At 64.2% G+C, this 15,926-nt stretch carries 6 protein-coding genes; 5 read left to right on the forward strand and 1 reads right to left on the reverse strand.

Annotated features, from left to right (window positions below):
• Positions 1 to 782 precede the first annotated feature (782 nt).
• The 3 genes from ABVN20_RS27355 (at position 783) to ABVN20_RS27365 (ending at position 12,838) form a co-directional block, all read left to right on the forward strand.
• Positions 783 to 956: a DUF1427 family protein gene (locus tag ABVN20_RS27355; protein ID WP_368558916.1), complete on the forward strand. Its 174-nt coding sequence runs from the start codon at positions 783 to 785 to the stop codon at positions 954 to 956.
• 32 nt (positions 957 to 988) lie between these two features.
• Positions 989 to 1,945 (forward strand): zinc-binding alcohol dehydrogenase family protein, encoded by a 957-nt coding sequence (locus tag ABVN20_RS27360; protein ID WP_368558917.1) that lies wholly within the window; start codon positions 989 to 991, stop codon positions 1,943 to 1,945.
• A gap of 369 nt (positions 1,946 to 2,314) precedes the next feature.
• Positions 2,315 to 12,838 (forward strand): autotransporter-associated beta strand repeat-containing protein, encoded by a 10,524-nt coding sequence (locus tag ABVN20_RS27365; RefSeq protein WP_368558918.1) that lies wholly within the window; start codon positions 2,315 to 2,317, stop codon positions 12,836 to 12,838.
• Positions 12,839 to 12,966: 128 nt separating this feature from the next.
• Here the strand turns inward: ABVN20_RS27365 and ABVN20_RS27370 are convergent, their stop codons facing one another.
• Positions 12,967 to 13,641, reverse strand: coding sequence for a histidine phosphatase family protein (locus ABVN20_RS27370; RefSeq protein WP_368558919.1), 675 nt, complete (start codon positions 13,639 to 13,641; stop codon positions 12,967 to 12,969).
• Positions 13,642 to 13,998: 357 nt separating this feature from the next.
• Between ABVN20_RS27370 and ABVN20_RS27375 the strand changes: the two genes are divergently transcribed.
• Complete coding sequence (locus tag ABVN20_RS27375) at positions 13,999 to 14,706, forward strand: glutathione binding-like protein (protein WP_368558920.1); 708 nt, start codon at positions 13,999 to 14,001, stop codon at positions 14,704 to 14,706.
• A gap of 238 nt (positions 14,707 to 14,944) precedes the next feature.
• A complete protein-coding gene (hemB, locus tag ABVN20_RS27380; RefSeq protein WP_368558921.1) occupies positions 14,945 to 15,919 on the forward strand; it encodes a porphobilinogen synthase in 975 nt (324 codons plus the stop codon).
• Positions 15,920 to 15,926 lie beyond the last annotated feature (7 nt).

Genomic DNA, 15,926 nt, shown 5'->3' on the forward strand with positions numbered 1-15,926 from the left:
CCTGTAGGAGCGAGTTTACTCGCGATGGTGGTTCAGGCACCGCTGGGTGTCAGACAGTCAGCGTCATCGTTCACGACCATCGCGAGCAAGCCCGCTCCCACAGAAGATCAAGATCAAAAGCCGAGCACCACCCCCTGTAGGAGCGAGCTTGCTCGCGATGGTAGCCCAGACACCGCAGGCACTCAGACAGCCCGCGTCATCGTTAACGACCATCGCGAGCGTGCTCGCTCCTACAGAACCACGATCCCACAGGCGACGCAGATTGCCCCGTCGGAAGGCCGAGTGGAGGTTCTGCGCAGTGGGCAACCCGGCATGGATGCCGGGTTAGCCGCCCTCGGCCAAGGATGGCCGATGGCGGCGGGCCCACGGAGCGGGACCGGAGCGAGGGAACCCGGAGCGTCAGCGAAGGGCCGTACGTCAGGGGCGTGGCGTTTTGGTTACTTTGGCGCGACAAAGTAACCCGCCGTAAGGGCGGAACCAAAAGCGGCCGTTACCGCAGCAATGGATATGTACGCCTGTAAGGCCGCCATCGCGAGCAAGCTCGCTCCTACAGAGCCACAAAGTCACCCGCCGTAAGGGCGGAACCTTAAGCCGCCATACCCGCAGAAATGGATATGTACACAGGAAGGCCGCCATCGCGAGCAAGCTCGCTCCTACAGGGGGGATGGCGCAAGCACCAGGAATCACTCTGGCTTTGTCCTAAATTCAGAAGCACTTGGCCGATGCCCCTCAAGGCCAATCCCTAGACTCTGCACATCCCCTATTTGCCCACGGAGTCTGTCATGAGTTACCTCGTTTCGCTGGCCATCGGCCTGGGCGTCGGTCTGATCTATGGTGCGCTGGATTTTCGTTCGCCTGCGCCGCCGGCCATCGCGCTGGTGGGCCTACTGGGCATGCTGGTCGGTGAAAAGCTGTGGCCGATGGGGCGGCAACTGGTGGCTGGCTGGATCTCCTGAATTCTTTTTTTTTCCGTTCGATGGACACACCCATGAAAGCATTGCAATTCGATAAAACCGGTGACCTCTCGGCCCTGCGCCTGGTCGATGTGCCAACCCCCGTTGCCGCGGCCGATGAGGTGCTGGTCGAGATCAAGGCCGCCGGCCTCAACCCCAGCGACGTGAAGAACGTGCTCGGGCGATTCCCCTACACCACGTTGCCGCGGATTCCCGGTCGCGATTTTGCCGGCGTGGTGGTGCAGGGCCCGCAGGCTCTGATGGGGCAGGAAGTGTGGGGCACCGGTCGTGAGCTGGGCTTTTTCGCCGACGGCTCCCACGCACAGTTCGTCAAGTTGCCGGCCAACGGTGTGGCGCTCAAGCCCACGCACCTGAGTTTCGCCCAGGCCGCCAGCCTTGGTGTGCCTTACACCACCGCCTGGGATGCACTGGAGCGCAGCCTGGTGACGGCCAACACCCGATTGCTGGTGATCGGCGGCGGGGCAGTGGCCACGGCGGCGCTGGCCCTGGCCAAAGTACGGGGTGCCACATTGCTGGCGGCGGCGCGTCGGCCGGAGCAGGTCCAGGCCTTGCAGGCGCAGGGTTACCAGACCCTGCAACTGGGCCAGCCCGAAGACCTCGGTGCCCAGGTCAATGCGGTGTTCAGCGGCGGTGCCGAGGTGATCTTCGACACCACCGGTTTCTGGCTGCCGGCCGCTGTCCCGGCGCTGGCCACCTTTGGCCGTATCGCCATCATCGCCGCGCCGGTGGACGGCATGGTGCAGATGCCGGCGCTGGCGCTGTACCGCAAGGGCGGCTCGGTGGTGGGGATCAATTCATTGCTCTACGGCGTACAGGCTTGCGCGGCGATGCTCGATCAGTTCGGGAAGTTCTTCGATCAGGGGCTGCTGCCATTGCCTCAGGGGTTGGTGGAGTCGCCGTTGGCTGAAGGGCTGGCCCGGTATGCCGAGGTTAACCAGGGCAGTAGCGACAAGGTTATTTTGGTGCCCTGATTCCAGCCTCACCTTAGTTCAAAACTGTGGGAGCGAGCCTGCTCGCGATTGCGATCTGTCAGCCAAGGATCTGGTAACTGATACACCGCTATCGCGAGCAGGCTCGCTCCCACAGGTATCTCCCTCCGGATCTATTTTTGGATCCAATTTTCATCGTCGAAATCACGCGAACACCCCCGCAACTGCTCGCTCAAGAGCCCATCCTGCCAAAAGTATTAACACCATTTTATGTGTGTTCGATCACAGACCCTCTACTACCGTGTGTCAGGAATGAAACGGTATTTCGGGTCTAAGCAGTTTCACGAGGCCGGTCACCAACTGCTGTAGCCCTTCACGGATTGAAGTGGTTTTGCCACGCAAGGAGTCCCTGTGCAAGCACGGTCAGGCGTTGCCATTGTTTCGCGCTTCTCCCTTCTTTCTTTGGCTGTGCGATGCGGTATCGCCGGGCTGATGCTCACGACAGTAATCCCCGAAGCAGAGGCCACGTGCTCCACTGCCGGGTCGATCGTCACCTGCACCGGCGTGCCTTCGCTGCCGCTGTTTCTGAACAACTTCACCAGCCCCAGCAATAACCTCACGGTGAACGTCAACTCCGGGGCGCAGATGAACGCGACCCTCGGTGGCCGGGTGCTGGACCTGACCGGGGTCAATGTCACCCTCAACAACTCCGGCACGATCGACCCTGCTTTGCTCGGGCTGGTCTCGGTGTTGAGCGGCGGCGCATTCATCGGCTCCGGCCTGACCAGCACGGTCAGCGTGCTCAACAACGCCAGCGGCCTCATGCGCGGTACCGGGATGCTGCTCGGGCTCAACCTGACCAGCGTCGACGGCCTGGCGCTGGGCGTCAACAACGCCGGGGGCGGCACCACCAGCATCACCAACAACGGCACCATCACCTCCACCGGGCTGTCGGTCGGTGGCATCACCCTGGCGGACACGCCGGTGATCGGTGTGTGGGGCGGCTCGCAAGTCAACATGACCAACAGCAGCTCGGGGACCATCAACGGGCGGATCGCCTTTGAAACCTCGGCAGGCGGCAACACCTTCATCAACGCCGGCAACATCACCGGCGGTGTGTCGATGGGGGTGAACAGTGCCAACACCTTCACCGCCGTGACCGGTTCGAGCGTCAATGTAGGGGATGGTGTCCAGATCTCCGTGGGCCTGGGCGGCCTGCTCAACATCAACCTGACCTTCGCCCCGACCGGCAAGGTCGACGGCGGCGCCGGCGGCGTCAACAGCCTGGTGCTGCAAAACCCGTTGGGCATCGGTGGCGGCATCACCGGCAGCGGCACGGCGTCCAGCAACACCTATATCAACTTCAACAACCTGGCCATCAACAGCGGCACCTGGACGTTGCAAGGGCCCCTGGTCAGTGGCGCCACCACTATCAACGGCGGGCTGGTCAATTTCAATGACAACGCCACGTTCGGCAGCGGCATCCTCACCGTCAACGGTGGGAGCCTGCAGGCCAGCACCGGCGGCCTGACGCTGGCCAACCTGATCAGCCTTGGCACCAATGGCATGACGATCCAGGGGGGCAATAACCTGACCCTGGGCAGCGTGATTTCCGGCGTGGGCGGCCTGACCAAGTCCGGTGCCGGCCAGTTGACCCTCAACGGCGTCAACACCTACGCCGGTACTACCACGCTCAATGGCGGCACGGTGGCACTGGGCAACAACCAGGCATTGAGCACCGGTACGATCAACGTCAACGGCGCCTCGACGCTGGCGGCGCCGGGCAACATCAGCCTGAGCAACGCCATTACCCTGGGCGCCGGCCTGACTACCTCCGGCGCCGGGGCGCTGACTCTGTCGGGTCTGCTCACCGGCGGCAGCGGGCTGACCAAGACCGGCACCGGCAGCCTCACGCTTAGCGGTGCCAACACCGGCTACAGCGGCACCACCGCCCTGAACGCCGGCACCTTGCTGGTCACCAACAACAATGCCCTGGGCAGCGGCGCACTGAACACCGCCGCGGGCACCAGCCTGGACAGCACCGCCAACGTCAGCCTGTCCAACAACATCGGTATGACCGGCGCACTCAACGTGCTGGGCAGCAATGCCCTGACCCTGGCCGGCATACTGTCCGGCACCGGTTCGATCACCAAGAACGGCACCGCCAGCCTGACCCTCACCGGCAACAACACCAACAGCGGCATCACCGCGCTCAACGCCGGCACGCTGTTCGTCGGCAGCAATACCGCTTTGGGCACCGGCGCCTTGAACACCGCCGCCGGCACCACCCTGGACGCCACGGCCGCCGTGGCGCTGGCCAATGCAATCAACGTGGCAGCCAACCTGACCATCGGCGGCACCCAGGCGCTGACCCTCAACGGCGTCATCGCCGGTGCCGGCGGCCTGATCAAGAACGGCACCGCCGCCCTGACCCTGGGCAACACCAATACGTTCATCGGCAATACCGCGCTCAATGCCGGTACGCTGATCCTTGCCGCCAACAATGCGCTGGGCAGCGGCTCGCTCAACGCCGCCGCCGGCACCACGCTGGATGCCAGCACGGCGGTCAGCCTGAACAGCGCCGTCGCGCTGGCCGGCAACCTGAACATCGGCGGCAGCGCCAACCTGACCTTGGGTGGCGTAGTGTCCGGCAACGGCGGGCTGACCAAGAACGGCACCGCCAACCTGATTCTCGGCAGCGCCAACACCTTCCTCGACGGCACCACCCTCAACGCCGGCACCTTGACCGTCGGCAATGCGGCGGCGCTCGGCACGGGCAACCTCACGGTCGGCGGAGTTTCGACGCTGGACAGCAACGCGGCGATCACCCTGGCCAACAACGTCATCCTCAATGACACCCTGCGCATCGGCGGCAGCAACGCGCTGACCCTGGGCGGCGTGGTCAGCGGCACCAGCCAACTGGTGAAAAGCGGCAGCGCAAACCTCAGCCTCACCGGCGTTAATACCCACCAGGGCGGCACCGTGCTGAATGCCGGTTCGATCACGGTCGGCAACAACGCCGCACTCGGCACCGGCCAGTTGTCGGTGGAAGGGGCGGGCAGCCTGCTCAGCAGCGGCAATGTCACCCTGAACAATGCGATCAACCTCAACGCGACCCTCACCACCGGCGGCGCCAACCCGCTGACCCTGGGCGGCGTCATCAGTGGCGGCAGCGGACTGATCAAGACCGGCGCGTCGACCCTGACCCTCAATGGCAGCAACACCTACAGCGGTAACACCGCCCTGAATGCCGGCTCGTTGATCGTCGGTTCCAACACCGCGCTCGGCACCGGCGTGCTCAACGCCGCCAACGGCACCACCCTGGATGCGGGCGCGGCGGTATCCCTGGCGAATAATGCCAACGTGGCCGGCACCCTGAACATCGGCGGCAGCAATGCGTTGACCCTCGGCGGCGTGGTGGCCGGCGTCGGCGGCCTGACCAAGAACGGCGCCGCCGACCTGACCCTCAACGGCGCCAACACCTACTTCGGCAACACTGCGCTGAACGCCGGCAAGCTGATCGTCGGCAGCAATACCGCGCTGGGCAGCGGCACCCTCAATGCCGCCGCCAACACCACGCTGGACAGCAACACCGCCGTGAGTCTGGGTAACGCGGTGAACCTCGCCGGTGCACTGAACGTCGGCGGCACGGCTAACCTGACCCTGACCGGCCTGGTCAACGGCGCCGGCAGCCTGGTGAAGAACGGCACGGCCAACCTGATCCTCAACGCCGCCAACGGCTACCTCGGTGGCACCACACTGAACGCCGGTACCCTGACCGTCGGCAACAGCTCGGCGCTGGGCTCCGGTGCACTGACGGTCGGCGGCGCGGCGACCCTGGACAGCAATTCGCCGCTGGTCAACCTGAGCAACAACGTCGCCCTCAATGCCGCGCTCTCCGTCGGCGGCACCCAGGACCTGACCCTGGGCGGCGTGGTCAGCGGCACCGGTTCGTTGATCAAGAATGGCGCGGCCAACCTGACCCTCAATGGCGTCAACACCTACCAGGGCGGCACCACCCTCAACGCCGGTACGCTGACCCTCGGTACGTCCGGTGCGCTGGGCAGCGGCGGCCTGACCGTCGGTGGCGCGGCGACCCTGGACAACAGTTCGGCATTTTCCCTGGGCAACAACCTCACCCTCAACGCCGGGCTGACCCTGGCCGGCAACAACGACCTTACATTCGGCGGGGTGATCGACGGCGCTGGCAGCCTGATCAAGAACGGCCTGGCTGACCTGACCCTGTCGGGCAGCAACACCTTCACCGGGGCGCTGAACATCGTCTCCGGCAGTGTCACCACCCTCAACGCCAATGCGCTGGGCAATACCTCCGGGGTCAATATCGGCGCGGGGGCAGGGCTCAATCTCGGTAGCAACGCCAGCCTTGCGGCACTGACCGGCAGCGGTAGCGTGCAGACCGGTGTCGGCACCACGCTGACCGTGGGCGGGGTCAACAGCACCAGCACCTTCGACGGCGACATCAGCGGCGGTGGCGGCCTGACCAAGGTTGGCACCGGCACGCTCAACCTCACGGGCATCAATGGCCTGACCGGCAACACCACGGTCAATGGCGGCATCCTGAATCTCAGCGGTTCCCTGGCCAGCGGTCAGGTCAACGTCAACACCGGCGGCACCGTCACCGGCAGCGGTTCGATGCTCGGCACGTTGAATGTCAACTCCGGCGGCACCCTGGCGCTGGCATCCGGCAGTAACCTGTCCGCCGGCTCGCTGGTACTGGGTGCGGGCAGCAATGTCGATGTGGCGCTCGGCGCGCCATCGACCACCTCGCTGATGAACGTCGGCGGCAACCTGACCCTCGACGGCAATCTCAACGTCACCGATGCCGGCGGTTTTGGCGTCGGCGTGTATCGTCTGTTCAACTACACCGGCGCCCTGACCAACCTCGGCCTGGAAGTCGCCAGCGTACCGGTCGGTTTCGGCCTGGGTGACCTGGTGGTGCAGACCGGCGTGGCCAACCAGATCAACATCCAGGTGTCGGCACCGAATTCGAACATCCGCTTCTGGGATGGCAGCCAAACCGTCGCCAACGGCACGGTGGATGGCGGCACGGGCACCTGGACCGCTGTCGGCAGCAACTGGACCAACACCAACGGCACACTCAATCAAACCTGGGCCGGCGACTTCGCGGTGTTCCAGGGTACGGCCGGCACCGTCACGGTGGATGGCACGCAACTGTTCACCGGCCTGCAGTTCATGACCGACGGCTACAACCTGGTGAACGGCACGGCCGGCCAACTGACGGCGGTCAACGGCAGCGGCGGCACCACCGCCGTGCGGGTCGATCCCGGCGTGACCGCCACCATTGGCGTGAACATCAATGGCAGCGGCATTCTCAACAAACTCGATACCGGCACCCTGGTGCTCAATGGCGCCAATACCTACACCGGCGGCACAGCGCTGGACGGCGGCAAAATTGTCGTCGGCAACAACGCTGCGCTGGGTAGTGGCCAACTGACCGCCAATGCCGGCACTCAACTGGACAGCAACACCGCGGTGATCCTGAACAACGCGGTAGCGCTCAACGGCAACCTGACCGTGGTCGGCAGCAACGCGCTGACCCTCAACGGCGTGATCGGTGGCACCGGTGGACTGATCAAGAACGGTACGGCGAGCCTGACCCTGGGTGGCAATAACGCGTTCATCGGGCCAGTGGCCTTGAATGCCGGCGGGCTGATCCTGGCGTCGAACACCGCGCTGGGTTCGTCCACACTGAACGCAGCGAACGGCACTACGCTGGATAGCAGCGCCGCCGTCAGCGCCGGCAATAACTTCAACCTTGCCGGCAACCTCGGCATTATCGGCAGCAACGGGCTGACCCTCGACGGCACCGTCAGTGGCGCCGGTAGCCTGACCAAAAATGGCGCGGCCAACCTGACCCTCAATGGCAGCAACAACTTCCTCGGTGGCGTCACCCTCAATGCGGGCACGCTGACCGTCGGCAGCAATACCGCCATCGGCCTGGGTAACCTCACCGTCGGCGGCGCCTCGGCACTGGACAGCAACAGCGTGCTGACCCTGGCCAACAGCGTGGTACTCAACGCCAACCTGACCAATGTCGGCAGCAGCGACCTGACCCTGGGCGGCATCATCAGCGGCACCGGTGGGCTGGTGAAAAATGGTGCCTCGAACCTGACCCTCAACGGTCCCAACCTCTACAGCGGCGGCACCACGCTGAATGCCGGTACTCTGACCCTCGGTACTCCCGGTGCGTTGGGCCTGGGTGCATTGACCGTGGCGGGCGCTTCGACCCTCGACAACAGCACGCCGCTGTTGCTGGCCAACAATGTCAACGTCAACGCCAACCTGAATGTGGCCGGCAACAACAACCTGACCCTCGGCGGGGTGATCGCCGGCGCCGGGACGCTGACCAAAAACGGATCTTCCGACCTGACACTCAGTGGCAACAACACCTTCAGCGGCACCTTCGATGTGCAGGGTGGCAGCCTGACCACGCTCAGTGGCAACGCGTTGGGCAACAATGCGGCTGTCAATCTGGGCACCGCTACCGCGCTCAACCTCGGTGCATCGACGAGCATCGCCAGCCTGACCGGCAGCGGCACGGCCAACATTGGCAGCGGCAACACCCTGAGCATCGGTGGCAACAATTCGAGCAGCCTCTTCGCTGGCACCCTCAGCGGCAGCGGCGGCCTGACCAAGCTTGGTACCGGCACCCTGACCCTCAGCGGCCTGAACGATCTCACCGGCGACACCAACGTCAACGCCGGCTCGTTGCTGGTCAATGGCTCGCTGGACAGCGCCAATGTATTGGTCAACAACGGCGGCACCCTGGGCGGCAATGGCAGCCTCACGGGGGCCGTGACCGTCGCCGATGGCGGCCACCTGGCATTGGCCACCGGCAATACGTTGTCGGTCAATTCGCTGGCGCTCAGCGCCAACTCCAACCTCGACGTCGGCCTCGGCGCGCCGGTGTCCGGCGGCGGCAGTGCGTTGCTCAATGTCGGCGGCAACCTGACCCTCGACGGCACGCTCAACGTCAGTGATCTCGGCGGCTTCGGCACCGGCGTGTACCGGATCATCAACTATACCGGCGGCCTGACCGACAACGGTCTGCTGATCGGCAGCGTACCCGGCGGCGTGGCCCCGGGTGACCTGCAACTGCAAACCAACATCGGCAACCAGATCAACCTGCTGGTCACCACGGCAGGCGTCAGCGTGCAGTTCTGGGACGGCGGTCAACAGGCCCCGAACGGTCAGATCGACGGTGGCAGCGGCACCTGGGGCGGCAGCAATACAAACTGGACCAACGTCGACGGCACGCTCAACCAGACCTGGGCCAACAGCTTCGCGGTGTTCCAGGGCACCGCCGGCACCGTGACAGTCAACGGCACCCAGAACATCACCGGGATGCAATTCGTCACCGACGGCTACAACCTGCAAAACGGCACGGCCGGTGCGCTGAACCTGGTCAACGGCAGCCTGGGCAACGCCTCGATCCGCGTCGATCCGAACGCTACTGCGACCATCGGCGTGGCCCTCAACGGCACCGGTACCCTGGGCAAATACGACACCGGCACGCTGGTGCTCAACGCCGCCAACGGCTACACCGGCGGCACCGCGCTCAACGGTGGTTCGCTGGTGGTGGGCAACGATGCCGCCCTTGGCACCGGCGTGTTGACCGCCGCCAACGGCACCACGCTGGACAGCAACACCAGCGTCAGCCTGGCCAATGACGTGCTGCTCAATGGCGCACTGAACATCGGCGGTTCCAATGCCCTGAGCCTGGACGGCGTGATCAGCGGCACGGGCAGCCTGATCAAGAGCGGTGCGGACAGCCTGACCCTCAACGGCAACAACACCTACGGCGGTGGCACCCAGCTCAAGGGCGGTACGCTGATCCTGGGTAACAACAGCGCGATCAGCAGTGGCGCACTCGGTGTGCTGGGCAATGCGACCCTCGACAGCAGCGCTGCCTTGCAGTTGGCCAACGCCATCGACCTGGGCGCGCAACTGACCCTGGCCGGGACTCAGGACACCACGCTGCTCGGTGCGATCACCGGCGGCGGCAGCCTGGTGAAAAACGGCAACGGTGAGCTGCTGCTCAGCGGTGCCAACACCTACAGCGGCGGCACCACGCTCAACGGCGGCACCACCCGTGGCGACACCAGCAGCCTGCAAGGGGCCATCGTCAACAATGCGGCGTTGGTCTTCGAGCAAAACAGCAACGGCACTTACACCGGCAACCTGACCGGTGCCGGCACCTTGAGCAAAACCGGCACCGGCGAACTGCTGCTGACCGGCAACAACGGCTTTACCGGCAACACCGATGTGCAGGCCGGCGTACTGCGCGTCAATGGCAGCCTGAACAGTGCCAACGTGAGCATCGCCAGCGGCGCCAAACTCGGCGGCAGCGGGCAGTTGGGCGGGGCCGTGCAAATGGCCAATGGCTCGACGCTGCTGGGCGGCGGCAGTGCGACGGCGCTGTCGCTCGGTTCGCTGGCGTTGTCTTCGGGCACCAACCTGGACTTCAGCCTCGGTTCGGCCACCAGTTCGACCACGGTGATTGATGTCGCTGGCAACCTGACCCTCGACGGCACGTTGAACATCAGCAACGCCGGTGGTTTCGGCACCGGGGTCTATCAACTGTTCCGCTACGGCGGCACGCTCACCGACAACGGCCTGGTCTACGGCAGCCTGCCCGTTTCGGCGGCCAACCTGAGCCTGCAAACCGCGCTGGCCAATCAGGTCAACCTGCTGGTGCAAGGCACACCGGGTGAAGTGCAGTTCTGGAACGGCGGCAAGACCAATCCGGATGGCACCATCAGCGGCGGCAGCGGCGTGTGGGGCCCGGACACCAACTGGACTGACCCGACCGGCAACCAGGCCCTGGGCGCGAACGGTCAGTTCGCCGTGTTTGGCGGCCAGGGCGGCACGGTGACGGTGGCGGGCAACCAGAACTTCACCGGGCTGCAAGTGCTCGACAATGGCTACAGCCTGGTGGCGGGCACCAACGGCAGCCTGACACCGGTCAACGGCCCCGGCGGCAGTCTGGCGGCAGTGCGGATCAATGCCGGCGTGACCACCGAAATCGCCGCACCGCTGGTGGGCAGCGGCGGCATCGAAAAACTCGACAGCGGCACGCTGGTCTTGAGCGGCGCCAACACCTACAGCGGTGGTACCACGGTCAGTGGCGGTACGCTGATCGGTAACAGCACCAGCCTGCAAGGCAACATCCTCAACAACTCCTTGCTGGTGTTCCTGCAGAATGTCGATGGCCAGTTCAATGGCCTGCTCAACGGTATCGGCACCCTGGCCAAACGTGGCAGCGGCACCTTGCTGTTGACCGGCACCCAGCCGTTCAGTGGTGCCGTGGCGGTGGAGCAGGGCATGTTGCAGGTGGGCAATGTCGCCACCCCGGCATCGCTCGCTGGCCAGGTGACCGTGGCCAATGGCGCGGGTCTGAGCGGTAACGGCAGTGTCGGTTCGGTGGTCAACCACGGTGTGTTCGCCTCTGGCGGGCCGGCCGGAAGACTCGGCGTCGCCGGTAACCTCACCAACGCCGCCAATGGCGTACTGGCGCTGACGGTCAGTTCACCGGAGGCCACGCCGCTGGTGATCGGCGGCAGCGCGGCGCTGGCGGGAGCGCTGCAAGTCGACAGCCTGGCGCCGTTCAGCGGCAATGCCGCGTACTCGCTGATCACGGCGGGCGGTGGCATCACCGGCACCTTTGCCACCACCAATCTGTCGGACTTCGCGTTCTACAACGCGTCCTTGCTGTACGACACCAATCAGGTGACGCTGGCGGTGAGCCGCAACGGCAACACCTTCGTCGATGTGGCCGCCACCGGCAATCAGCGCCGCGTGGCCTCGGCCCTGTTGCGCAATGGTGCGGCCGGGGACACCTTGCGCAATGAAATCCTCAACCTCGACACCGCCAGTGTTCGTGCGGCCTACGACAGTCTGTCCGGGGAAATCCACGCCAGCACTGCCAGCGCGATCCTCGAGGACTCGCGCTACATTCGCGACGCGGTCAACGACCGTATGCGCCAGCCGTCGTGCTCCCGTGCAGACGACCCGCGCCGCGCGCTGGCGCCCAGTGACAACCAGCTGAGCAGCAGCGGTTGCCACGGCGAGATGGTCGGTTGGGCCCGTGCGCTCGGTGCCTGGGGCGAGTCCGACGGCGACAGCAACAGCGCCAGCCTGGACCGCAACCTCAGTGGTTTCATGCTCGGCACCGACAAGCAGCTCGATGATCAATGGCGGGTCGGCATGGCTGCCGGTTACACCCGCAGCGACATCGACGCCCATGACCGCCGCTCCGATGCCACGGTGGAGAGCTACCACCTGGCCGCGTACCTCAGCTCGCAGTTCGACGCCCTGGCCGTGCGCCTGGGCGCGGCTTACAGCTGGCACGACATCGAGAGCAAACGTAACGTCAGCGTCGGCACCTACGATGACCGCCTGAAAGCCCATTACGATGCCCGCAGCGCCCAGGTCTTCGGTGAAGTCGGTTATGCCATCGAAGCCGGTGGTATCGCCCTGGAACCGTTCGCCGGTCTCTCCTACGTCAACTACGACAGCGACACCGCCAAGGAAAAAGGCGGGGTAGGGCGACTGGAGGCCGATGCCGACCAGGACATCACGTTCTCCACCGTGGGCCTGCGTGCTGGCAAGGTGATCAAGCTGGAGAGCGGCGGGCAATTCACCCCGCGCGCGGCCATCGGCTGGCGCCACGCCTTCGGCGACACCAAGCCTGATGCCGACCTGACCTTCATTGACGGCGGCGCCTCGTTCACCACCCAGGGGGTACCGATTGCCAAGGATGCTGCGGTGGTCGAAGCGGGGGTGGACTTCCAGATCAGCCAGAGCGGGAAGTTGGGGATTGGCTACTCGGGGCAGTTGTCGAGCGAGAGCAAGGACCATGCGATGACGGTGAGTTTCAGTATGGGCTTCTGATTGAGGGGTGAGGTGTTCTTGCGGGCCTCATCGCGAGCAAGCTCGCTCCTACAGGGATCTGTGTCGTTCACAAATCCACTGTAGGAGCGAGCTTGCTCGCGATGGGGCCCTAACAGCCACCACACAACTCAAGTCGGACAAGTCTCCTGCCCATTATCCAACCCCTGCTTGTAGCTGTGGCTCTGCAAGCTGGCCTCGCCGTTGTGCCAGGTCAGGGTCAGCACATACAGCGAGTCGAAATCGCCTGACTCCCAGTCGTCGGTGATGTTCTGCTTTTTGCCCACCGCACGGCCGGCAACCTTGTTGATCAGCTCCGGCAGATAGCCGTGGGACCAGGCGGTGTAGATCACCGAGTTGTGGTACTTGTTGCTCAGCAGTTCATTGGCCAGGTCGCTGGTGTCGTTGGCGGAGTAGTCGATGTTCACCGGCAGGCCGAGCTTGATTGCGCTGGGGCTGATGGTCATCAATGGGCGGATGTAGCTGTAGGAATTATCCTGTTCGCCTTCCTCGACATTGCGCGTCGGGTTGGCGGCGAACACGTAGTTGGCCTTGCCGAATTTTTCCGGCAGCAGCGTCGCCAGGTCAATAGCCCGGTTCAGGCCCTGGCAGTTGAGCTGGCCCAGGCCGCCTTCGGGTTTCTCGGCGTGACGCAGGAACACCAGCGTCTGGGTGCCGTTCTTCGGTTGCGCACGGCTCTCGCTGGATTCGAGCGACAGGAACACGCCGCCGGCGACCAGCAGGGAGGGCAGCAGAACCAACGCCCGAGGCTTCAGGCGTTGCAGGTATTTCAAAGGATTCATCATGGAATTGGCGTTTCTTCAGCTCGTTCGGTTAAGGCTGACAAACCCTTGCACCCTGCGTTTCCAAGTCGGGTGTTTTCCATGTCGTGAAGCCGGTCCGTGTCCGAAAGGGCAAAACTCAGAGTCCACTCAAGCCCGTTTGGTTCGATTCCGACGTTGCGCGCAACAAAGTACCGATGACCTCGAACGGGTTGAAGCAGAGGTTATCGACAGGATGTTGCGGATTTGTGGATACGGTACACGGCCTGCGTGTCGATGGAATCCATGTGGGGTCGATCTTGTCTATCAGCACAATTGATGCGCCAAAAAGCCCGGCGGCCACTATGATCGTCGCTCTCAATCTTTTCGTGGATCCCACCGATGACTGATCTGTCTGCGTTCCCCATCACCCGCAAATGGCCGGCCCAATACCCCGAGTGGATCCAGCTCTACTCGTTGCCGACCCCCAACGGCGTCAAGGTGTCGATCATGCTCGAAGAGATCGGCCTGCCCTACGAGCCGCACCGCGTGGGTTTCGAGAACAATGACCAGATGTCTGCGGAGTTTCTGTCACTGAACCCCAACAACAAGATCCCGGCGATCCTCGACCCGCACGGTCCGGGCGAAAAACCGCTGGCGTTGTTCGAGTCCGGTGCGATCCTGATCTACCTGGCGGACAAGAGCGGGCAATTGCTGGCCCAGGAAGGCGAGGCCCGCTACGAGACGATCCAGTGGCTGATGTTCCAGATGGGCGGCATCGGCCCGATGTTCGGCCAGCTCGGTTTCTTCAACAAGTTTGCTGGCAAGGACTATGAAGACAAGCGTCCACGCGACCGCTACGTCGAGGAAAGCAAACGCCTGCTCAAGGTCCTCGACACCCGTTTGGAAGGCCGTGACTGGATCATGGGCGAGCGCTACACCATCGCCGACATCGCCACCTTCCCGTGGGTGCGCAACCTGATCGGCTTCTATGAAGCAGGCGACCTGGTGGGCATCGACAACTTCCCCAACGTGACCCGCGTGCTCGAGCGCTTCCTGGCACGGCCGGCGGTGGTGCGCGGGCTGGAAATCCCGAAAGCGGTTTCCTGAGTTCACTCAGACCAGCAACTGTGGGAGCGGGCTTGCTCGCGATGGCGGCGGCATGTCCGAAAAGGATGTGACTGACCAACCGCTATCGCGAGCAGGCTCGCTCCCACAAATGGACATGGGCATCGCAGGATTATTGCCAAAGCAGTAACGGTTTTTCCTCCTGACGGGTTTGTACCACCGGGTCCACAGGCATAAGCTCTCGCCCCCTACGACTTTCGTCTTACCTTCAGGAAGGTTCATGTCCAGCCAGTTCCCCGAAGCACGTCCACGCCGTCTGCGGCGCAATGCGAGCCTGCGCAGCCTGTTCCAGGAAACCGAATTCAGCCTGAACGACCTGGTGTTGCCGATCTTCGTCGAGGAAGACATCGACGATTTCGTGCCGATCCAGAGCATGCCGGGTGTGATGCGTATTCCGGAAAAGAAGCTGGCCGGGGAGATCGAGCGTTATGCCCGGGCCGGGATCAAGTCGGTGATGACTTTCGGCGTGTCCCATCACCTGGACGGCAACGGCAGCGACACCTGGCGCGAGAACGGGCTGGTGTCGCGCATGTCGCGCATCGCCAAGGACGCGGTGCCGGAGATGATCGTCATGTCCGACACCTGCTTCTGTGAATACACCGACCATGGCCACTGCGGCGTGCTGCACAACCATGAAGTCGACAACGACCAGACCCTGATCAACCTGGGCAAGCAGGCCGTGGCTGCGGCGCGGGCGGGGGCCGATGTGATTGCGCCATCGGCGGCGATGGACGGGCAGGTCCAGGCGATTCGCCGGGCGCTGGATGGCGCCGGTTTCACCCAGACCGCGATCATGGCCTACTCGACCAAGTTTGCCTCGGCGCTCTACGGCCCGTTCCGCGAAGCCGGCGGCAGCGCACTCAAGGGCGACCGCAAAGGCTACCAGATGAACCCGATGAATCGCCGCGAAGCGCTGCGTGAATCGCTGCTCGACGAGCAGGAAGGCGCCGACGCGCTGATGGTCAAGCCGGCTGGCGCCTACCTGGACATCATTCGCGACATCCGCGAAGCCTCGAACCTGCCACTGTCGGCGTATCAGGTGAGCGGCGAGTACGCGATGATCAAATTCGCCGCCCAGGCCGGTGCCATCGACGAAGACCGCGTGGTGCGCGAAAGCCTCGGCGCGATCAAGCGGGCCGGGGCGGACTTGATCTTCACCTACTTCGCGATGGACCTGGCGTTGGCGGGGATCTGATCCTCTG

Origin of the sequence: Pseudomonas sp. MYb118 (genome assembly GCF_040947875.1) — a bacterium.
Taxonomy (GTDB): Bacteria; Pseudomonadota; Gammaproteobacteria; order Pseudomonadales; family Pseudomonadaceae; genus Aquipseudomonas.

Excerpts from the sequence above, each read along its gene's own strand:
- ABVN20_RS27355 (WP_368558916.1), top strand. The coding sequence starts at position 783 with ATGAGTTACCTCGTTTCGCTGGCCATCGGCCTGGGCGTCGGTCTGATC.
- ABVN20_RS27360 (WP_368558917.1), top strand. The coding sequence starts at position 989 with ATGAAAGCATTGCAATTCGATAAAACCGGTGACCTCTCGGCCCTGCGC.
- ABVN20_RS27370 (WP_368558919.1), bottom strand. The coding sequence starts at position 13,641 with ATGATGAATCCTTTGAAATACCTGCAACGCCTGAAGCCTCGGGCGTTG.
- ABVN20_RS27375 (WP_368558920.1), top strand. The coding sequence starts at position 13,999 with ATGACTGATCTGTCTGCGTTCCCCATCACCCGCAAATGGCCGGCCCAA.
- hemB (WP_368558921.1), top strand. The coding sequence starts at position 14,945 with ATGTCCAGCCAGTTCCCCGAAGCACGTCCACGCCGTCTGCGGCGCAAT.